This window comes from Kribbella sp. NBC_00709, assembly GCF_036226565.1.
Taxonomy (GTDB): domain Bacteria; phylum Actinomycetota; class Actinomycetes; order Propionibacteriales; family Kribbellaceae; genus Kribbella.
Genome location: NZ_CP108996.1, coordinates 1,051,831 through 1,071,771, shown reverse-complemented (window position 1 = coordinate 1,071,771; position 19,941 = coordinate 1,051,831). Strand labels below are relative to the sequence as shown.

The window sequence follows — 19,941 nt, the reverse complement described above, 5'->3', positions numbered from 1 at the left end:
TCGTGGGTGAACGCCTATAGCATCAGCGGTGACAGTTGACCGGCGAAGGGACTCGTACCGCTCGTGCGCATCGACCTGCACACCCACTCGAACCGCTCGGACGGCACCGATCCGGTGCCGGTCCTGATGACGCACGCGCGGGAGGCCGGGCTGGATGTGATCGCGCTCACCGACCATGACACGGCCGACGGGTGGGTCGAGGCCAGGCAGGCCGCGGAGGAGCTGGGGATCGGGTTCGTGCCGGCGATCGAGATCTCGTGCAAGCTCAACGGGATCAGTGTCCACCTGCTCGCCTACCTGCCCGATCCGTCGTATCCGCCGCTCGCGAAGGACCTGCAGGTGATCCGCGACGGCCGCACCGACCGGATTCCGACGATCGTGGAGCGGCTCAACAGCATCGGCGTACCGCTCACCGTCGAGGAAGTGCTCGCCCAGGCGACGGGTACGCCGTCGGTCGGCCGGCCGCACGTGGCCGACGCCCTGGTCGCCAAGGGTTTGGTCGCCAACCGGAGCGAGGCGTTCGACCGCTTCCTGGCGGACGGCCGCGCCGGGCACGTCCCGCACTATGCCCTCGAGCCCGGTCACGCGATCGATCTGGTCCGCGAGGCCGGCGGTGTGCCGGTGATCGCGCACCCGTGGGGCCGCTCCAGCTACAAGGTGATGACCGAGGAGAACGTGGCCGGTCTGGTCCAGGACCACGGACTGGCCGGTATCGAGGTCGACCACCAGGACCACTCACCGGAGTCCCGGACGGCGTTGCGCGCGATCGCGAACAACCTGGGCATCATCTACACCGGCTCCAGCGACCACCACGGTGCCGGCAAGATCGACCACGACCTGGGTGTGAACTCCACCGAGCCGGAGCAGTTGCAGCGTCTGCTCGAAACCGCCAAGAACAACGCGGCCGCCTCCGGTGCACAGGTTCCCGAGGCCTACCTGCCGTGAACAGCGTCATCAACACCGGTCTGTTCAGCTCGGTCTTCGTCACACTCTTCGTGATCATGGATCCGCCGGGCACGGTGCCGGTGTTCATCTCGCTGACGGCCGGCCAGTCCCGCCCGGCGCGGAAGAAGGCAGCCTGGCAGGCCGTGCTGGTGGCGTTCGGCGTGATCGTCGTGTTCGCGGCGTTCGGCCAGCAGATCCTGCAGCACCTCGGGATCACGCTGCCCGCGTTGCAGTGTGCGGGGGGTCTGCTGCTCCTGCTGATCGCGCTGCAGTTGCTGACCGACACCGCCGAGGACCCGGTCCAGACCAAGAACGTGAACATCGCCTTCGTCCCGCTCGGTACTCCGCTGCTCGCCGGACCGGGTGCGATCGTCGCGACGATGGTGTTCGTGCAGCGGGCGAACGGATCGCTGCCGGACGTGGTCGCGATCTCGGTCGGCATCATCGCGATCCACATCGTGATGTGGCTGACGCTGCGGTTCTCCGGCATCATCATGCGGATCCTGGGGGAGAACGGCGTACTTCTCGTCACGCGGATCGCCGGCCTGTTGCTGAGCGCAATCGCCGTCCAGTTGGTCGCTGATGCGGTCACTGACTTCATCAAGGCGGGATGACGCATGCTCCCGGGGATGCCGACGCGGTTGTTCGTCGCGACGCCGACCAAACTGCTGAACTTCGCGGACTGCAAGCGCAAGTACCGCTACACGTACCTCGAGACGCCTCGGCCGCCCAAGGGTCCGCCCTGGGCGCACAACACGGTCGGTGCGATCGTCCACGAGGTGCTCGCCGACTTCTTCGGGCGCTGGCCGGCGTCCCGCCGTACGCCGGACGAGGTCGTCGCCAAGATGCGATCGAGCTGGCGGAGCGAGGGATTCCGCGACGAGCGGCAGTCGCTGGACTGGCGGGACCGCTCGACCGAGATGGTCCTCGGCTACCTACGGGACTCCGATCCGTACTACGAGCCGCGCGGAGTGGAGCGCACAGTCGCGTTCACCACCGAGCGGGCGTCGTTGCGCGGGCGGGTCGACCGGATCGACGAGCGCCCGGCGCGCGACGGTAGCGGCGACACCGAGCTGGCGATCGTGGACTACAAGACCGGTCGCAGGCCCCTCACCGCGGTCGACGCCCGGTCCTCGCTGGCGATGGCTCTCTACGTCCTCGGTGCCCGTCGCGTCCTGCACAAGCCGTGCACCCGGGTCGAGCTCCACCACCTGCCGACCAACACCATCGCCGCGGCCGATCACGACGAGGCATCCCTCGGGCGGCACCAGCGGCGCGCCGAGTCGATGGCCGACGACGCCGCGGCCGCCGAGGCCCGCTGGCGCGAGGGCCTGACCCCGGCCGAGGCCGACGAGGCCTTCCCGCCGGAGCCGTCCCCGCTCTGCGGCTGGTGCGACTTCGCCAAGATCTGCCCCCAGGGCCGCCGCGAATCCCCGCCCCGAGACCCCTGGGCCGGCCTCGACGACGGCAACCAAACCCCGATGGAAGAGGCCGGCTGACTCGTCGTGTCAGTGGCGTGTGCGTGTGGTGCCAGCGTTGCGGTGAACCCTGAGGATGAACGAAAGGGGCTCGCGTGATGGGTGCGAAGACTGTGAACAAGCTGGCGGTGCCGGGGGCAACGCTGCACTACGAGGTCGCCGGCTCGGGGCCGGTGCTGCTGCTGATCGCCGGCGGCGGAACCGACGCCGGCATCTTCACCGGGATGGTCGGGCAGCTCGCGGCGGAGTACACGGTGGTGACCTACGACCCGCGGGGCAACTCCCGGAGCAGGTACGACGGTGACGCGACCGACGAATGCGTCGAGCAGTCGGCCGAGGACGCGCTCGCGCTGATCGACGCGGTCGGCGGCGGTGCTGCTGGGGAACCGGCGTACGTCTTCGGCAGCAGCTCCGGCGCGATCACCGGCCTCGAGCTGATCACCCGGCACCCGGACCGCGTCCGGATGCTGATCGCGCACGAGCCGCCGTGCACGGAGATCCTGCCGGACGCGGACGATGCCCGCGCGTTCTTCGACGAGGTGTACGACACGTACCGCACGGACGGGCTGACCGCGGCCGACGTGGTGTTCATGATGGGCACCGGGATGGACGGCGACGCGATGCCGCCGCTCGAGGACCTGCTGCCCGAGTACCGCGAACTCGCCGAGCGGATGCAGGCGAACGGAGCGAACTTCTATCAGCACAAATTGTTGCCCTTCACCCGCTATCAGCCGGATCTGGACGCGTTGAAGCGGGTCGCGGACCGGATCGTCCCGGCGGCCGGGCTGGAGTCGTTCGCGCACCTGCCGGGACGGCCGATCGCGGTCATCGCCGACCACGTCGGCTGGCCCGTGGTGATGTTCCCGGGCGGCCACGGCGGCTACTCGAGCCACCCGGCGCCGTTCGCGACGCACCTGGCCCATCTGCTCAAGACCGACACCGTCTGACCTGCGCCACCGGTTCGGGTGCGAGTCTGAGGGGTCTCGCACCCGGACCGGTTATTTGTGTTGACGCCTCCGCGGTCCGCGGCGTAGCGTCCCTCTTCTGCCTTTGACAATCGGCGTGGCTCGGTCACGTCTTCACAGTGGTGTCCGTACCCCCGGGTCCTGAAGGATTCGGGGCGGTTTCGCGTGCCGCTGTGCTCTCGGACACCACTCGGAGTCTGGAGAGGAGGTTGCGGTGGGTGTGTACTGGGCGATCGCCGTACGGTCCTTCCGGCGGTTCTCGACGTACCGGATCGCCACTGTGTCCGGCGCGTTCACGAACACCGTCTTCGGGTTCATCCTCTGCGGGATCTACCTGACGCTGTGGCACGAGCGCCCGGGCCTGGGTGGGTACGACACCGCGGATGCGCTCACGTTCGTGTGGTTGCAGCAGGGGCTGCTGATGCCGGTCGGGATCTGGGGCGCCACGACGACGGGGGAACTGGGGGAGCGGGTCCGCAGCGGTGAGATCGCGGTGGATCTGTACCGGCCGACGCATTTGCTGCTCTGGTGGCTGTCGGTCGACCTCGGGCGGGCGATGTTCCAGCTGCTGGTCCGCGGTGGGGCGCCATTGCTCGTCGGAGCGCTGGTGTTCGACCTCAAGTTCCCGTCGTCGCCGCTGGCCTGGCTCGCGGTCGCGGCCGGCGTGTTCCTGGCGATCCTGGTCAGCTTCGGGATCCGCTATCTGGTCGCGCTGTCCGGGTTCTGGATCACCGACACACGGGGGATGGAGCAGCTGGCGCTGGTGCTGTCGTCGTTCTTCTCGGGGATGATCCTGCCGCTGGTGGTGTTCCCGGGCGGGATCGGAGACATCGCCCGGGCGACGCCGTGGGCCGCGACCATGCAGGTGCCGATCGACATCTGGCTCGGCCGGAACCCGGGCGGGATCGGTTCGGCGCTGCTCTTCCAGCTGGGCTGGATCGTGGTGCTCCTGCTGGGCGCGCAACTGGTCACGTCGGTAGCGACCCGCAAGGTGGTGATCCAGGGTGGTTGAGCGGGTGCTCCGGGCGCCGGCGCAGTACTGGATGCTGATCATGATGTGGGTGCGGTCGTCGATGGCGTACCCGGCGTCGTTCTTCCTGATGCTGTTCAGCTCGATGGTGCTGACGGTGATGGACTTCGTCGCGATCGTGCTGATGTTCAGCCACATCTCGTCGTTCGGCGGGTTCTCGCTGGCCGAGATGGCGTTGCTCTACGCAACGGCTTCGATGACGCTGGGGATCGCGGACCTGTTCACCGGGTCGATCGAGCGGGTCGGCGAGCGGATCCGGACCGGGACGTTCGACGCCTACCTGATCCGGCCGGTACCGGCTTTCCTGCAGACCGCGGCCGACGGGTTCGCGCTGCGGCGGCTCGGCCGGCCGTTCCAGGCCCTGGTGGTGATGGTGTTCGCGTTCAACCGGCTCGACCTCGAGTGGACGGTTGCCCGCGGCATCATGCTGGTGGTGTCGATCCTGGCCGGGACGGTGATCTTCGGGGCGATCTTCGTGCTCGGCGCGGCGTTCCAGTTCCTGGCGGTGGATTCGGCGGAGCTGGCCAACTCGTTCACGTACGGCGGGCAGACGATGACGCAGTACCCGTTGGCGATCTTCGGCAAGGAGATCGTGCGGGCCGTGACGTTCGTCGTACCGCTTGCCTTTGTCAACTATTACCCGGTGCTGTACCTGCTGGGAAAGCCCGCCCCGCTGGGGCTGCCGTCCTGGATCGGGCTGCTGTCGCCACTGGTCGCGGTCGTGATGGTCGCGCTCGCGTCGCTGGCCTGGCGGGCCGGCCTTCGTCGTTATCGCAGTACAGGGAGCTGAGATGGCTGTCATCGAGTTGTCGGATGTGTCGCGGGCGTTCACCGTCACGTCGCGGGTCGGGTTGCGGCGTACCCGCCGGGAGGTGCGGGCGGTGGACGGGATGACGTTCAGCGTCGAACCGGGGGAAGTGATGGGGTACATCGGCCCGAACGGGGCCGGGAAGTCCACCACGATCAAGATGCTGACCGGGATCCTGGTGCCGTCCGGCGGATCGATCCGGGTCGCGGGGGTGGACCCGTCGCGGCACCGGTTGAAGCTGGCGAAGCGGATCGGGGTGGTGTTCGGCCAGCGTACGACGCTCTGGTGGGACCTGCCGTTGAAGGATTCGTTCGCGGTCCTGCAGAAGATGTACGGCGTACCGCTCGCCCGGCACCGCGAGAACCTGGCGACGTTCGTGGAGCTGCTGGACCTGGGCGACCTGCTCGACGTGCCCGTTCGCCAGCTGTCGTTGGGCCAGCGGATGCGCGGCGACATCGCGGCCGCGCTGCTGCACGACCCCGAGATCGTCTACCTCGACGAGCCCACCATCGGCCTCGACGTGATCAGCAAGGCCCGGCTCCGCGAGTTCCTCGCCCAGATCAACGCGGACCGCCGGACCACGATCATCCTCACCACCCACGACCTCGACGACATCGAGGCACTCTGCACCCGGGTGATGGTCATCGACCACGGCCACCAGATCTTCGACGGCACCCTCGACCAGCTGAAGTCCAGCCAGTCCGCCCCGCGCACCCTGGTCGTCGACCTGGCGACCTCACTCCCGCCGATCGTGGTGGAAGGCGCCACCGTCATCAAGGTCGACGGTCCGCGACAGCACCTCACCTTCCCACCCACCACCAGCGCGGCACCGCTGCTCGCCCGGATCGCCGCCAACTACCCGCTGGTCGACCTCTCCGTCGCCGAGCCCACCATCGAATCCGTCATCACCCAGCTCTACGCCCCCACCCCCTCGTAAACACCTCGGGTGGGTTACGGAACCGGCGTGGATGGTGACCTTGGAGTGGTGAGGTCGTTGAAATGCGGGTAGGGACCCAACCGGGCGGGTGATTCGGGGGTAGAGAAGGTATGCCGACGATGACGGGTGAGCCGGTGGCCGCGGTGACGGCGCCGCCGGGGGACGGGCCTGGGTTCGTCGCGTGGGTGCGGCCGCATCTGGCGGCGATGGCCCGGTTGGCGGGGCGGCTGGCGGTCGGGGCGGACCGGGACGACATCGTGCAGGAGGCGCTCGCGCGGGCGTGGGCCAAGCGTTCGCAGTACGACGCGAGCCGCGGGACCCCGTCGGCGTGGCTGCTGGCGATCACCGCCGATCAGGCCCGTAAAGCGGTCCGACGGCTGCGGCCGGGCGGCATGTTCCTGGTCGACTCGTCCGGGGAGCTGGATGCGGGACCGGTTTCGCGGCCCGATCTGGACGCCCGGATGGATGTCGATCACGCGATCATGTCGCTGTCGGCGCGGCAGCGGCTCGCGGTGGACTGCTTCTACTTCGCCGACCTGTCGATCGCCGACACGGCCGCGGTGATGGGCTGCTCCGAAGGCACCGTCAAGTCCACTCTCTCGGATGCCCGTTCCCGGCTCCGCACCCTGCTGGAGGTCAGCGAATGAACCCGACCGACGAGATCGACGACCTGCTGACGCGGGCGGGAGCTCGCTGGCGGGCCGACCAGGACGCGCCGCCGGAGCCCGACCTGGAGTACCTGCTGACCGGTGGCCGCAAGCCCCGCCGCTGGGTCCCAGCCCTCGCGGCGGCGAGCGTCGCGGTCGTCGCCGCGGGCGTCATCGCCGTGCTGCCGAACCAGCAGGACCAGCCGCAGAGTGCGAACAACCCGCCGCAGTCGTTTGCCCAGGGCAACCACCAGCCGAACGACGAGCTGCTGGTCAGCCCCGGCGGCAAGGTCCAGGTGAGCGGCCGGATCATCGCCGTACCGGGCAAGACCCCGGTCTTCTGCGCGCCGCTCTCTGAGACGGCTATCGGCTACCCGCCCGGCAAGGAGCCGGCGCCGAGCTGCCCCGACGACTTTGCGGTCAAGCTCAACGGCCTGGACCTGGACCAGATCACCGGCATGACCACGATCAAGGGCGTCCGCACGGGCAGCGCTGCGGTGACCGGCATCTGGCGCGACGGCGCGATCGACGTTCAGCAGCAGTCGAAGCCGATCACGCCGGTCGACTCCGGTCTTCCGAAGCTACCGTGTGCGGCGCCGGCCGGCGGTTGGCCGTCGAAGCCGAGCAACATCTACTCCACCCCGGTGCGGGCGTTCCTCGCCGCGAACGCCGGTCAGGTGTACGGCCCGATCACCTTCTACCCGAACGGGAGGTCCCGCAACGCGCCGGTCGTGATGATGCTCGGCGTGGCGCACGGGGATGTTGCCGCGGTCCGCGCAGCCTTCGAGAAGGTCTACAGCGGTAACCTCTGCGCGATTCCGGTCCTGATGAGCGAGGCCGACAGCGACCGGGTCCGAGAAGCCCTGGACCAGATCGTCACCAAGCAGGACCTCGGTGTGTACCAGAGCGGCGGCGCCGGCATGATGGGCGGCCCCGCACCGATCTCGATGCTCGTGTACACCGAGCAGGTGAAGGACGCTCTCGCGCCGGTCGGCCTGGACCTGCTCGACATCCAGCCAGACGTCCGACCGGTCAGCTAGGGCATGTCCTAGTCGACCAGCGTCGTCAGGCTCGGGTAGTCGTGGAAGAAGTCCACCAGCAGTCGAGCCGTCGCGGCCGGTTGATCGATGGCCGGTGAGTGGCCGGCGTCGGGGACGATCTCCGCCTCGACGCCGAGCGCCGCGGCCATCGCGTGCTGCACCGGGATCGGCCAGCCGTCGTCGGTGGCTCCGTGCAGGACCTGCAGGCGTACGCCGGCCTTCGCGAGCTGGTCGGTCTTGTCCTCGGCGTCCGTCAGCCGGCGGGTGATCTCGGCGAGGCTGACCGGCACGTTGCTGGTGAAGCGCTTCCGGAGGAACGCGGCGACATCCTCCGGCGGGGCGACGTACCGCGGCGCCTCACGGTCGTGGCCGAGCTTCAGGTCGTACACCTGCTCGATCGGGAGGTTCTCCAGCCCGAACGCGAGCATCTGCAGGCTCTGCACTGTCTGCTCGTCGGTGAACGCGGCCGGACCCGAGCACATCAGCGAGATGGTGGAGAACACGGACGGGTCGGTCAGCACTGCCTCACGGGCGACCAGCCCGCCGAACGAGTGCCCAACCAGCTGGCTGTAGCCGCCGAGCGCCTTGCTCATCGCGACCACGTCCGCGCCGAGCTCAGCCAGCGAGTACGCCGACTTGTCGGCCGGACCGGTCGTCTCGTACTGACCACGCTGGTCGACCGCCACAGTCCGCCAGCCGTACCGGCAGAGGTGGTCCACCAGCGGGGTGAAGTCCTCTTTGCTCCCGGTCCACCCGGGAACGAGCAGGACGGTGCCGAGCGGCGTACCGATCTCCGGCACCGCCGTCAGCGTGGCGAACGAGCCACGATCGGTCTCGAGGGTCACGGGGTGCACCCCGTGCGGGAGCGTCAGCGTACGCGGCGTACTCACAAGTAAAGAGGGTAACCGCTCCCCTGTATCAGGCCGTTCCGTGGTGCGGCACAATGGCCGGGTGCCTCGCACTCTCGCGGTTGCCAATCAGAAGGGCGGCGTGGCCAAGACGACCACCGTCGCCACCCTCGGCGCTGCCTTGGGCGAGCTCGGCCAACGGGTGCTGCTCGTCGACCTCGACCCCCAGGCCTGCCTGACGTTCTCGGTCGGCATCGACCCCGAAGACCTGGACAAATCGATCCACCACGTCCTCCTCGGCGGCGTGAAGGCCCGTGACGTCCTGATCGAGTACGACGACGCGCCGGACCTGCTGCCGTCGACGATCGAGCTGGCGGCCGCGGAGGTGCAGCTGTCCCGCGAGAGCGGTCCGGAGCAGGTGCTGCGGACCGCATTGCGGCCGCTGCGGTCGTCGTACGACTGGATCATTGTGGACTGCCCGCCGACGCTCGGCCTGCTCACCGTGAACGGGCTGTCGGCGGCGTCCGACGTACTGATTCCCTTGCAGTGCGAGACGTTGGCGCATCGTGGCGTAGGGCAACTACTTGACACGGTGCACGACGTCCAACGGCTGACCAACCCGAGCCTGCGCGTGCTCGGCGTACTCCCGACCCTGTACGACGGTCGCACGACCCATGCTCGTGCCGTCCTGGAGACGATCGCGGACACGTACTCGCTGGACGTGCTGCAGCCGGCGATCCCGAAGTCGATCCGGTTCGCGGAGGCGCCGGCGATCGGCGAGACCGTGCTCAGCACGGCGCCGGCCTCGCCCGGCGCGAAGGCCTACCGGGCGTTGGCCGGCGCACTGCTTCACTGACCGGCGGTCGGCTGCTTGCGCAGTCGATGCCGGAATCTCCACAGCGGTACGGCGATGATCGCGAGCAGGACCAGGAACGGCAGCATCGCACCGACCGCGGTCGCCAGCGCGGAGAACACCGCGGTGAACGCGTTCCAGCCACCCTTCAGACCGGCCAGGAAACCCTTGTCCTGCGTGGGTTCCGTCTCCACCGGCGGCTTGCCCTTCGCGGTCAGCGTCAGCGTGAGCGTCGCGAGATCGGTCTGCAGGGTGAGGTTCTTCTGCTTCGCGAGCAGGGCCTCGAGGTCGGACTCGCGGCGGGTCAGCTCGCTCTCGACCGAGACGATCTCGCCGATCGTGTTCGCCTTCGCCATCAGGGCGCGCATCCGGTCGAGGCTGGCGCGCTGGGACTCGATCCGGCTGGCGACGTCGACCACCTGTTCGGTGACGTCGGTGGACTCCTGGTGGATCTGCAGCCGCTTGCCGAGGTCGGACAGCCGCTGGATCGCGGCCTCGAACGACTTGGTCGGGACCTTGAGGACGAGGTTCGCCCTGGTGACCTTGCCGTCGGGATCGCTGCCGGTGTCCTCGGACGCGACCTGCCCGTCCAGACCGGCGACGGCGGTGACCGCCTTCTGCCGCATGGCCGCGACATCATCGCCTTCGACGGTCAGCGAACCGGTCTTGATGATCGCCCGCGTGACCGTCGGATCGTCGTTGGTGCTCGACTGGGACTTGCCGGCCTGTGGCTGGCCGGGCACCTGCGGCTTCGCATTGCTCGCGTTGCCGTCGGCTGCCTCGGCGCCTTGCTTCTGCGCCGGCGCGGCGTCGCTCGTACCGCTGTCGTTGCCGCTGGCCCCACAACCGGCCAGCAGCACGATCCCCGCCGCAGCGACCACGGCTGTCACCGCTCTGATCCGCCTCATCACCCAGCCCCTCTCTCGTGGTTTCCGCCCTAGGACGGCCCGCGTGGGGCTGGGTGTTGCAGTCTCAGATCACCGTTCGGAAACGGTCACTCCGGCGCGCTGAAGATCGGCGTCGTCGCCGGAGCGCTCGTCTTCGGCTCAGCCGTCTTCCGGGTCCGCGTCCGCTTCACCGGCTTCTCGTCCGACGCCGCCGGCTCCGCGGCCTTCGCCTCGTCCGCCGACTTGGCCACCTTCGCTGCAGCCGTCTTCCGGGTGCGGGTCCGCTTGACGGGCTTCTCGTCCGCAGCGGTCGACTCGGCCACCGGCTCCGCGACCGTCGACTCCGCCGACTCGGCCTTCGCCGCAGCCGTCTTCCGGGTGCGCGTCCGCTTCACCGGCTTCTCGTCCGCAACGACCGGCTCGGCTGCCAGGACCGGCTCGGCTGCTACGACCGGCTCGGCCGCTAGCACCTCGGCCGGCTCGGACACCTTCGCCGCGGCGGACTTCCGGGTGCGCTTCCGGGGCTTGCGGGCCTCGTCCTGCACCGGCTCGGTCTGCACCGCCTCCGTGGCGGGCGGGACCTCGGTCTTGCTGGTGACGTCCGCGAGCTCCTCGACCGGCTGCCCGGCCCGGGTGCGCTTCCGCGTCCGGTTCCGTTTCCGGCCCGACCGCGCACCATCACCTTCGGACCGAGTCTCGGACGTGGCGTCCGACCGCTTCTCGGACCGCTTCTCGGCCCGGCCTTCGGACCGCTCCGCGGACCTTTCCGGCGAACCGCCGCGACGGTTCCGCGGTGCGTCCTCGCGCGCCTCGCGGACCTGCTCGCGGGCCGGACGGATCCGGCCCTTCGCGTCCGACGGGATGCCGAGGTCGTGGTACAGCTCCGGCGAGGTGGAGTAGACCTCCTGCGGGTCTTCGTACGGCAGGTCGAGCGCCTTGTTGATCGTCTTCCAGCGCGTCACATCCGGCCAGTCGACGAACGTCACCGCGATCCCGCTCGCACCGGCCCGCCCGGTCCGGCCGATCCGGTGGATGTAGGCCTTCTCGTCCTCGGGACAGGTGTTGTTGATGACGTGCGTGACACCCTCGACGTCGATCCCGCGGGCCGCGACGTCGGTGCAGATCAGTACGTCGATCTTGTCGCCGCGGAACCGGGTCAGCGCCCGCTCGCGTGCCTGCTGGTTCAGGTCACCGTGGATCGCGGCCGCCTTGAAGCCGCGGTCCTGCAGGTCGTCGGTGAGCCGGGAGGCCTCGCGCTTGGTCCGGCAGAAGATCATCACCCGGCCGCGGTCCTCGGCCTGCAGGATCCGGGCCACCACCTCGGGCTTGTCCAGATCGTGCGCCCGGTAGACGAACTGTGCCGTGGTCGGCACCATCTGGGTGTCCTCGTGCGACTCGGCCCGGATGTTCAGCGGGTGCCGCATGTGGGTGCGGGCCAGCGCGATCACGGCCGACGGCATCGTTGCCGAGAACAACATCGTCTGCCGCAGCTCAGGAGTCTTGCGCAGAATGCGTTCCACGTCGGGCAGGAAGCCGAGGTCGAGCATCTCGTCGGCCTCGTCGAGGACGAGCACCTTGATGTGGCCGAGGTCGAGGACACCCCGGTTCGCCAGGTCGAGCAGGCGTCCCGGCGTACCGACGACGACGTCGACGCCGCTCTTCAGTGCGTCCAGCTGCGGCTCGTACGCGACGCCGCCGTAGATGGTCAGCACCCGCACGGTACGCACGGTGGACGCGGTGGTCAGATCCTTCGCGACCTGGATGGTCAGCTCACGGGTCGGGGTGACGACCAGGGCCTGCGGCTTGCCGGGAGCGGCGAGCTCCTCGTAGTCGGCCTCGCCGGGGGAGATGGTGCGCTGCAGCAACGGAATCCCGAAGCCGAGCGTCTTGCCGGTCCCGGTCCGGGCCTGGCCGATCAGGTCGGTGCCCATCAGGGCGACGGGGAGTGTCATTTCCTGGATCGGAAACGGCTCCACGATGTTGACGCGGTCGAGCGCGTCGCAGATCTCGGGCAGCACGCCGAGCTCTCGGAAGGTGGTCAGGCTGATCGCCTCTCACATGCTTGTGCGGACAGATTGCTCAGGGGCCGGGCGCCTGGGGCTTTTCAGCCCCGTCGTGAGGCGCGGGGACACTGTGCAAGCACCTCGCACCAGCTTGCCCATCTGGGCGCGTCACCGGCGAATCGCTCACCAGTGTAACCGCTCAACCTGTCAACGCCGCTTCGTGTGGTTTGCGCCACTCGAACCCCGCCGCAGTACCCACCACTGGAAGCGGCGGAGAGCTGGGGTGCGGCGTACCCTCACTCCTCCTCTCTTTTGCTCTTTTGTCCTTTGCCCTCGCCTCCGGCCCGATAGGGTGCCGGGCATGGAGCAGACGGCCTTTGATGATCCCGCCTACCGGGCCGCGGCGGTGGATCTGCTGGGAGTGCTCGCGTACGGCGAGCTGACCGCGTTCGAGCGGATGGCAGAGGACGCCAAGCTGGCGCCGACGCTGAACGACAAGGCGGAGCTGGCCGCGATGGCGACCACCGAGTTCGGGCACTTCCAGCGGCTGCGGGACCGGCTGGTGGAGCTCGAGGTGGACCCGATGGACGCGATGCGGCCGTTCGTCACGCCGCTGGACGCGTTCCACGACCACACCGCGCCGTCGGACTGGCTGGAAGGCCTGGTCAAGGCGTACGTCGGGGACGGGCTGGCGAACGACTTCTACCGGGAGATCTCGTCGTTCGTCGACGCGGAGACCCGGGCGCTGGTCCTGGACGTGTTCGGGGACTCCGGCCAGGCCGAGTTCGTGGTCGACCGGGTCCGGGCCGCCATCGAGGAGGACCCGAAGCTGGGCGGCCGGCTGGCGCTCTGGGGCCGTCGCCTGGTCGGTGAAGCCCTCAGCCAGGCCCAGCGCATCGCCGCCGACCGCGACTCCCTGACCGCGCTCCTGGCCGGCAGCGTCGACCGTCCCGGCCTCGACCTGGCCGCCATCGGCCGGATGTTCACCCGCCTGACCGAAGCCCACACCGCCCGGATGACCGCCCTCGGCCTCCAGGCCTGATGCGCAATTTGCCTGGCTGACCCACCAAATGCGGGGTTAGTGACCCTGAACCAGGGTGGGTAACCCCGCAGCTCGTGGGTCTACCAGCCAAATTCGTGGGTCTGCCAGGGAAATGGCAACGACCGCCTTCCCCTTCGGCAGGGGTGGCGGCCGTTGGCGAGTGCCTGGACTAGGCGGCTTTGGCTTTGCTGTTGCGCGACGAGATGATCGCGACGACGATCGCGGCGCAGATGATCTGGATCAGGTACTGGATCCAGTCCGGGCCGGAGGTGTCCTTGACGCCGAGGAGTTTGGCGATCAGACCACCGATGAAGGCGCCGATGCCGCCTCCGAGGATGGTCCAGCCGAGGCTGATGTTCTGCTTGCCGGGGAGCACCGCCCGGGCCAGCGGCCCGAAGATGATGCCCGCGATGAGGCTGACGATGAGCATCCAGACCCAGTACACGGTTCCTCCTTGTGGGGGATGGCTGACCTGCGCCTCGCCCGATGCCCCGTGACAACCAGACCAATCACGACGCAGGTCTTACCGCCATCGTGCCCTCTCGGTGGCACTCCGGAACCGGGACACGCTCGAACTGTGTCCGGACCGGGATCAGATCGCGCCGAACCCGACCTTGCGGGTCGACACCTCGCCGATCTCGACGTACGCCAGCCGGTCGGCCGGGATCAGCACCCGGCGGCCCTTCTCGTCGGTCAGCTGCAGCAGACCGGTCTTGCCGGCGAGGGCCTCCGCCACCAGTTCCTGGACCTCTTCCGGGCTCTGCTCGCTCTCCAGCACCAACTCGCGATTGGCGTGCTGGACGCCGATCTTGACCTCCACGAAACCCTCCGGGCACGTTCCGACCGGCGGCTCTCGCCGGTAACGCTTTCGAGCCTATCCGCTACCGCAGCCGAGCTCTCACCCGTCCGCCCAGAGCAGAACCTCGCGAGCTCAGCCGTCGGTGCGGGGGAAGCCCCGAATGCCGCGCCAGGCCAGCGAAGCGACCAGGTCGGCGGCATGCTCCTGGGGGATCGACGGGTCGCCCTCACCGAGCCAGTACCGCGCGCTGACCTGGGCCATGCCGACCAGGCTGACCGCCAGCACCATCGACTGCTCGCGGCTCAGGCCGGCGTCCGCACTGATCACCTCGGACACCGCCTCCGCGCAGGCGTGCGTGACCCGGTCGACCCGCTCCCGGACGGCCGGCTCGTTGGTCAGGTCGGACTCGAACACCAGCCGGAAGGCACCCTGCGCGTTGGCCACGTAGTCGTAGAAGGCGTGCATGGTCGCGGCGACCCGGAGCTTGTTGTCCTCGGTCGACTTCAGCGCGTCCTGCACGGAGGCGACGATCGCGTCGCAGGAGGTGTCCAGCAGCGCCAGATACAGCTCCAGCTTGCCGGGGAAGTGCTGGTAGAGCACCGGCTTGGAGACACCGGCCCGGTCGGCGATGTCGTCCATCGCGGCGGCGTGGTACCCGTTCGCGACGAAGACCTCCTGGGCCGCCTCGAGAAGTTGCGCGCGCCGAGCCAGCCGGGGCAGGCGGCTCCCGCGCTTGGGTGCTGTCTCCGGGGTGGTCGACACGGTGGCGCTCCTTCGGGTGGTCTTCCCCGAATCCTACCCAGCAGTCCTCCCCGCCAGTAGCTTCCCCGCCGAACGATGTTCGATCGGGCGGTGGCTCAGGTGGGCAGCGGCTGCGGATCGTCGTACAGGCCCTCGAGTACGTCGCCGTACTCCTCGATCCGGGCCAGTACGTCGTGCGGGAGGAACCGGAGCTCTTCCGGTGTCGTGGCCGACGCCACCTCGTCCCAGTCGATCGGTGTGGACACCCGCGGTTCGTCGGAGCCACGGAGCGAGTACGGCGCCAGCGTGGTCTTCGCACTGGCGTTCTGGCTCCAGTCGATGAAAACCTTGCCGGGCCGGAGCGCCTTGGTCATGTTGGCGGTCACGCTCTCGGGCAGGGCCTCCGCCAACTGCTCCGCGAGCTGCTTGGCGAACGCACTGGTCCGCCTGGACGACGCAGGCTCGATCGGCACGTACAGATGCATGCCCTTGTTCCCGGAGGTCTTCGGCCAGCCTTCCAGCCCGAAGTGGCCCAGCAGCTCACGTAGAGCCAGTGCCACGTCGCAGCACTCGACGATCGTCGCCCCCGGTCCCGGGTCGAGGTCGAACACGATCAAATCGGCCTGCGGGTCCTTGCCGCCGTCGGACAGACCGATCCGCCACTGCGGTACGTGCAGCTCGAGCGCAGCCAGGTTGGCCAGCCAGACCACGGTCTGGATGTCGTCACAGACCACGAATTCGGCCTCGTCCCGGCCGGTCGAGCTACCGGGCGTCGGCAGGATCTCCGTACGTACCCAGGCCGGCGTACCGCGGGGTGCGTTCTTCTCGAAGAAGTACGACGCCTCTGTGCCGTCTGGCCACCGTTTGCGGGTCAGGGGCCGGTCGGTCAGGTGTGGGAGCAGGAGCTCGGCCACCTGGTGGTAGTAGTCGATCACCTCGGCCTTGGTGAACCCGGTCTGTGGATACAGCACCTTGCCGAGGTTGGTGAGCTTCATCGTCTGCCCGTCCACCTCGGTCGTCAGCTGCTGCTGCGCGCCCGCCATGCGTCCCAGTCTCCACCCGCAGGGCGTTCTAACATGGTGCCGTGGAGAGTTACGGGCCAGTAACCGGGGACGCCGTACCCCTGGAGTTGAAGCGGTGGCCGGAGCGGCGGGTGCCGGTCGCAGGAGTGGATCTGCTGGTCAGAGATCTGCCTGGTGCGGCGCCGGACCTGCCGCCCGCTCTGTTCGTCCATGGCCTCGGCGGGTCGTCACTGAACTGGACCGCCCTGGGTCTGATGCTCAACGACACGATCCGCGGCATCGCCCCGGACCTGCCCGGCTTCGGCCGTACGCCGCTCTCCGGCGTGATCGGGATCTCCGAGCAGGCCGCCGTACTGGTGGAGCTGCTGGAGCGGGAGTTCGACCAGCCGGTGCACGTGTTCGGCAACTCGATGGGCGGTGCGTCGTCGGTCGCGCTGGCTGGACTGCGCCCTGATCTGGTGGCGTCGCTGACGCTGGTCTCGCCGGCGCTCCCGCATCCGCGGGTGTCGGCCAGTGCGTTGTGGTTCACCGCACTGGCGACGCCGCGGCTCGGCTCCGTCGTACTGGAGCGGACCGCGCGGATGCCGTTCGAGCAGCGGTTCCAGGCGTCGCTGAAGATGGTGTTCGGTGATCCGCGATCGCTGGCGCCTGAGGTGCGCGCGGCGTACGAGGAGGAGCTGCACCGGCGCGACACGGACCCATGGGGCCGGCAGGCGACGCTGGACGGCGCGCGGAGCATCCTGCGGTCGTCGCTGGCCAGACCGCGCCGGTCGCTGTGGGCGGACGCTGCGAAGGTGGAGTGCCCGGTCCTGTTGATCTACGGCGGCAAGGACCGGCTGGTCGATGCGCGGATCCGCACCAAGGCCCAGCGCACCTTCCCGGACGCACGGCTGCTCTATCTGCCGCACTCCGGACACGTCGCGCAGATGGAACACCCGGAAGAGGTGGCCCGCGCTTTCCGGCAGCTGATCGAGTCGAATCCGACGCCCGACTGAGACACGACTGAGCGACGGGTCCGGTCAACTTTCCTCTCGCCTGACAAGTACTACAGATGACTTGTCGAACGAACGAGAGGACAACTGTGCGAGTGATCGGCAGAACCGCCCGAAGTCTGTCGCTGGGGATGGTCGCACTGCTTGGTGTGGGGACGCTCACGGCCGCCGCCGCACCGCCAACTCCGCCATCGGTTGCTCAGGGCAACCAGTGGGACGTCCGCCCGGTGACCGGCGGCTACCAGCTCACACTGCATCTGGACGCGCCCGCACCGATGCGTGCGTCGCTTCCGCTGCTGGCCGTCGACGGCAAGCCGCTGGGTGTCGCCAAGCAGTCGCCGGACCGCAAGACGCTGACGCTGGTCAGCGCCGATCCGGCCGTGCTGAAGGCACGCGACGTACGTCTGGTCTGGTCCGGCGACCTGGGGAAGCAGTCCGGGATGAGCCGTGGCATCGCCGCGGCCGGCCCGACCGACGCCGACTGGCTGAAGGCGCGGCGTGGTCCGCTGCTGCCGGCGGACCCCGGTGCGCTGGGCAAGTACAAGGTCGACACCGCGGAGTACAACCTGGGCAACGAGGCCGTCTACCTCCCGGGCCTCGCGCACCGCTCGGAGCTGGTCGGAAAGGTCTACACGCCGCGCGGTGCGCTCGGTCCGCGGCCGCTGGTCGTCTTCCTGCACGGCCGGCACGAGGTCTGCTACGGCGACCCGATTCACCCGTCCGACGACGACAAACCGTGGCCGTGCCCACCGGGAATGAAGGCCATTCCGAGCTATCGCGGGTACGACGCACCGGCGACCGCGCTGGCCAGCAACGGCTACCAGGTCGTGTCGATCAGCGCCAACGCGATCAACGCCTGGGACAGCGAGGCGTACGACGCCGGAGCGCACGCCCGCGCCGAGCTGATCCTCGACCACCTGGCGTTGTGGCGGAAGTGGTCGACGACCGGCGGCGGACCGTTCGGTACCACGTTCGTCGGCAAGATCGACCTGCAGAACGTCGGCCTGATGGGGCACTCGCGCGGCGGTGAGGGTGTCGCACGCGCCGCAGTACTGAACGCGGACCGCGGTGGGCAGTACGGGATCCGCGCGGTGCTTCCGCTCGCGCCGACCGACTTCGCGCGGGCAACCGTTCCAGGTGTGGCGATGAGCGTCGTACTGCCGTACTGCGACGGCGACGTGTCCGACCTGCAGGGACAGAAGTTCTACGACGACACCAGGTACTCCGTCGACGGTGACACCGCGCCGCGGTCGACCGTGACGGTCATGGGCGCCAACCACAACTTCTTCAACACCGAGTGGACGCCGGGGCAGTCCATCGCGCCGTCGAGCGACGACTGGTACGGCGACGAGAAGGCGTCACCGTGCGGGGCGAAGTACCCGGGCCGGCTGACGGCGAAGGAGCAGCAGGCGGTTGGTACGGCGTACGTCGCTGGCTTCTTCCGGTTGCAGCTGGGGCATGAGAAGCAGTTCCTGCCGCAGTTCGACGGCTCGGACTCACGGGCCGCGTCCGCGGGCAAGGCCGTCGTACGAGTGGTGTCGCAGGGGCAGGACGTGAACCGTCTCGACAAGGCACTGCCTGCCGGAGCGGTCACCGGGAAGGTGTCCGCAACAGTGTGCGCCGGTGTGACCACCACGTCGGTCCGAGCAGCGACGCCGACCTGTATGGCGACGGATGACTGGTCCAACGCACCGCACTGGGGTGCTGCCTGGTTCGCAGCCAAGACGCCGACCACTGCGGTCACCAAACTCAAGTGGACTGGGACAAACGGAGTAGTGCGGGTCAACGTGCCGGCGGGGCAGCGCGACGTACGGCGCATTGCCGCGTTGACGTTCCGCGCCGCACCGGACCCGGCTGGAGCGCCCAAGACCGACCTGAGCGTCCATGTGGTCGACGGGCACGGTCGTGCGGCCGTCGTACCGGTGTCTGCGGTCAGTGATGCGTTGGTGCGGATGCCGGGGAGCAACGACAGCGGTCTGCCGAAGAACCTGCTCCGGACAGTACGCATCCCGGTGTCCTCGCTGAAGGGCATCGATCTGCGGGACGTGCGTGCGGTGGAGCTGCGGACGGACAGGGTGGCCATCGGGTCGGCGTACGTGAGTGATCTGGCGTTCTCGTCGCCGGGGCTCGGGTTGTCGGCGCCTGCGGTGCTGCTGCCGAAGCTGTCTGCGTCGAACGTCACCGTGAAGGAGGGGGACAAGGGCACGCGGATGATCGACTTCTGGGTGACCATGTCCCGGCCGAGCATCCGGCCGGTCAGCGTGTACGTCGAGACGAATGGTGATCTCGGCGAGACCGTCGGGGACGTTGCTCGGCAACTGGTGTTCAAGCCGGGACAGGTGCGCCAGAAGGTGAGTGTGCTGATCACGGCGAACACGCGGGACAGCTACGACCTCCCGTTCAGCCTGGTGCTGTCCGTGCCGCACAACGGGCTGTTGAACGAGTCCTTCGGCCACGGTCTGGTGCTGGACGACGACCCGACGCCGACGCTGACCCTCAGCAACCTGAAGACGGCCGAGAAGACCGGCCTGGTCAACTTCGGAGTCGAACTGTCCGCTCCGAGCGACAAGTACGTGTCGTTCACCGGAGTGCTCAAGGACGGTACGGCGGTGATCCGCAAGGACTACGCGTCCGCCAACGACGACGGCACCGGCCCGGTCGACCGCTCGATCGACGGCTACGTCGAGCCAGGCCGGACCACCGGCGAGCTGTCCGTCAAGATCCTCGACGACAAGCTCAAGGAACCCGCGGAATCGTTCACCGCCGTCATCCAGCAGATCGACGGCGCGGACCTGAAGGTTCCGGTGACCCTCACAGGAACGATCATCGACAACGACTAGTACTACCGACGTGCCGGGCACCCTGGGGGCGCCCGGCACGTCGCGTTTCTGAGACGATCGGCCC

Annotated in this window: 20 protein-coding genes; 13 read left to right on the top strand and 7 right to left on the bottom strand. The window is 68.7% G+C overall.

Annotation, left to right across the window (positions count from 1 at the left end; all coding sequences use genetic code 11):
* The first annotated feature begins 63 nt into the window (after positions 1–63).
* The 9 genes from OHA18_RS05090 (at position 64) to OHA18_RS05050 (ending at position 7,850) form a co-directional block, all read left to right on the top strand.
* A complete protein-coding gene (locus OHA18_RS05090; RefSeq protein WP_329002488.1) occupies positions 64–945 on the top strand; it encodes a PHP domain-containing protein in 882 nt (293 codons plus the stop codon).
* Positions 942–1,559 (top strand): MarC family protein, encoded by a 618-nt coding sequence (locus OHA18_RS05085; protein WP_134122241.1) that lies wholly within the window; start codon positions 942–944, stop codon positions 1,557–1,559. The genes OHA18_RS05090 and OHA18_RS05085 overlap by 4 nt, the downstream gene beginning before the upstream one ends.
* Before the next feature lie 15 nt (positions 1,560–1,574).
* The gene (locus OHA18_RS05080; protein WP_329002485.1) at positions 1,575–2,444 is read left to right on the top strand and encodes a RecB family exonuclease; all 870 of its coding nucleotides are present in this window, start codon (positions 1,575–1,577) and stop codon (positions 2,442–2,444) included.
* Positions 2,445–2,521: 77 nt separating this feature from the next.
* Entirely contained in the window at positions 2,522–3,370 is an 849-nt protein-coding gene (locus OHA18_RS05075; RefSeq protein ID WP_329002484.1) for an alpha/beta fold hydrolase, read from the top strand.
* A 232-nt stretch (positions 3,371–3,602) separates the two neighbouring features.
* Positions 3,603–4,400 carry an ABC transporter permease gene (locus OHA18_RS05070; protein WP_329002482.1) on the top strand — a complete coding sequence of 266 codons (798 nt, stop codon included), beginning with the start codon at positions 3,603–3,605 and terminating at the stop codon, positions 4,398–4,400.
* The gene (locus OHA18_RS05065) at positions 4,393–5,208 is read left to right on the top strand and encodes an ABC transporter permease (protein ID WP_329002481.1); all 816 of its coding nucleotides are present in this window, start codon (positions 4,393–4,395) and stop codon (positions 5,206–5,208) included. The genes OHA18_RS05070 and OHA18_RS05065 overlap by 8 nt, the downstream gene beginning before the upstream one ends.
* A gap of 1 nt (position 5,209) precedes the next feature.
* Positions 5,210–6,163: an ABC transporter ATP-binding protein gene (locus tag OHA18_RS05060; RefSeq protein WP_329002480.1), complete on the top strand. Its 954-nt coding sequence runs from the start codon at positions 5,210–5,212 to the stop codon at positions 6,161–6,163.
* A 110-nt stretch (positions 6,164–6,273) separates the two neighbouring features.
* Complete coding sequence (locus OHA18_RS05055) at positions 6,274–6,810, top strand: RNA polymerase sigma factor (RefSeq protein WP_329002479.1); 537 nt, start codon at positions 6,274–6,276, stop codon at positions 6,808–6,810.
* Entirely contained in the window at positions 6,807–7,850 is a 1,044-nt protein-coding gene (locus OHA18_RS05050) for a hypothetical protein (RefSeq protein WP_329002478.1), read from the top strand. The genes OHA18_RS05055 and OHA18_RS05050 overlap by 4 nt, the downstream gene beginning before the upstream one ends.
* 8 nt (positions 7,851–7,858) lie before the next feature.
* Here the strand turns inward: OHA18_RS05050 and OHA18_RS05045 are convergent, their stop codons facing one another.
* Complete coding sequence (locus tag OHA18_RS05045; RefSeq protein WP_329002477.1) at positions 7,859–8,740, bottom strand: alpha/beta fold hydrolase; 882 nt, start codon at positions 8,738–8,740, stop codon at positions 7,859–7,861.
* A 61-nt stretch (positions 8,741–8,801) separates the two neighbouring features.
* Between OHA18_RS05045 and OHA18_RS05040 the strand changes: the two genes are divergently transcribed.
* Positions 8,802–9,554 carry a ParA family protein gene (locus OHA18_RS05040; protein WP_329002476.1) on the top strand — a complete coding sequence of 251 codons (753 nt, stop codon included), beginning with the start codon at positions 8,802–8,804 and terminating at the stop codon, positions 9,552–9,554.
* Here the strand turns inward: OHA18_RS05040 and OHA18_RS05035 are convergent.
* Positions 9,548–10,459, bottom strand: a complete 912-nt coding sequence (locus OHA18_RS05035) for a DUF4349 domain-containing protein (RefSeq protein ID WP_329002475.1) — start codon at positions 10,457–10,459, stop codon at positions 9,548–9,550. The genes OHA18_RS05040 and OHA18_RS05035 overlap by 7 nt on opposite strands.
* Positions 10,460–10,545: 86 nt before the next feature.
* On the bottom strand, positions 10,546–12,456 hold the full coding sequence (locus tag OHA18_RS05030; RefSeq protein WP_329002474.1) for a DEAD/DEAH box helicase: 1,911 nt from the start codon (positions 12,454–12,456) through the stop codon (positions 10,546–10,548).
* Positions 12,457–12,802: 346 nt separating this feature from the next.
* Here OHA18_RS05030 and OHA18_RS05025 point away from each other — a divergent pair, with 346 nt between their 5' ends.
* A complete protein-coding gene (locus OHA18_RS05025) occupies positions 12,803–13,483 on the top strand; it encodes a ferritin-like fold-containing protein (protein WP_329002473.1) in 681 nt (226 codons plus the stop codon).
* Between the two features lie 169 nt (positions 13,484–13,652).
* Here the strand turns inward: OHA18_RS05025 and OHA18_RS05020 are convergent, their stop codons facing one another.
* The 4 genes from OHA18_RS05020 to ligD form a co-directional block, all read right to left on the bottom strand.
* Positions 13,653–13,928 carry a GlsB/YeaQ/YmgE family stress response membrane protein gene (locus OHA18_RS05020; protein ID WP_329002472.1) on the bottom strand — a complete coding sequence of 92 codons (276 nt, stop codon included), beginning with the start codon at positions 13,926–13,928 and terminating at the stop codon, positions 13,653–13,655.
* Positions 13,929–14,075: 147 nt separating this feature from the next.
* The gene (locus OHA18_RS05015) at positions 14,076–14,303 is read right to left on the bottom strand and encodes a DUF3107 domain-containing protein (RefSeq protein WP_130439935.1); all 228 of its coding nucleotides are present in this window, start codon (positions 14,301–14,303) and stop codon (positions 14,076–14,078) included.
* Positions 14,304–14,414: 111 nt separating this feature from the next.
* Entirely contained in the window at positions 14,415–15,044 is a 630-nt protein-coding gene (locus tag OHA18_RS05010) for a TetR/AcrR family transcriptional regulator (RefSeq protein ID WP_329002471.1), read from the bottom strand.
* Between the two features lie 95 nt (positions 15,045–15,139).
* Positions 15,140–16,066, bottom strand: coding sequence for a non-homologous end-joining DNA ligase (gene ligD, locus OHA18_RS05005; RefSeq protein ID WP_329002470.1), 927 nt, complete (start codon positions 16,064–16,066; stop codon positions 15,140–15,142).
* Positions 16,067–16,107: 41 nt separating this feature from the next.
* Between ligD and OHA18_RS05000 the strand changes: the two genes are divergently transcribed.
* Both OHA18_RS05000 and OHA18_RS04995 read left to right on the top strand, forming a co-directional pair.
* Positions 16,108–17,040, top strand: coding sequence for an alpha/beta fold hydrolase (locus OHA18_RS05000; protein WP_329002469.1), 933 nt, complete (start codon positions 16,108–16,110; stop codon positions 17,038–17,040).
* Between the two features lie 146 nt (positions 17,041–17,186).
* On the top strand, positions 17,187–19,877 hold the full coding sequence (locus OHA18_RS04995; protein WP_329002468.1) for a Calx-beta domain-containing protein: 2,691 nt from the start codon (positions 17,187–17,189) through the stop codon (positions 19,875–19,877).
* The last annotated feature ends 64 nt before the right edge of the window (positions 19,878–19,941 follow it).

Coding starts and splice junctions, on each gene's coding strand:
- OHA18_RS05080 (WP_329002485.1), top strand. CDS start 1,575: ATGCCGACGCGGTTGTTCGTCGCGACGCCGACCAAACTGCTGAACTTC.
- OHA18_RS05075 (WP_329002484.1), top strand. CDS start 2,522: ATGGGTGCGAAGACTGTGAACAAGCTGGCGGTGCCGGGGGCAACGCTG.
- OHA18_RS05060 (WP_329002480.1), top strand. CDS start 5,210: ATGGCTGTCATCGAGTTGTCGGATGTGTCGCGGGCGTTCACCGTCACG.
- OHA18_RS05050 (WP_329002478.1), top strand. CDS start 6,807: ATGAACCCGACCGACGAGATCGACGACCTGCTGACGCGGGCGGGAGCT.
- OHA18_RS05055 (WP_329002479.1), top strand. CDS start 6,274: ATGCCGACGATGACGGGTGAGCCGGTGGCCGCGGTGACGGCGCCGCCG.
- OHA18_RS05035 (WP_329002475.1), bottom strand. CDS start 10,459: ATGAGGCGGATCAGAGCGGTGACAGCCGTGGTCGCTGCGGCGGGGATC.
- OHA18_RS05025 (WP_329002473.1), top strand. CDS start 12,803: ATGGAGCAGACGGCCTTTGATGATCCCGCCTACCGGGCCGCGGCGGTG.
- ligD (WP_329002470.1), bottom strand. CDS start 16,066: ATGGCGGGCGCGCAGCAGCAGCTGACGACCGAGGTGGACGGGCAGACG.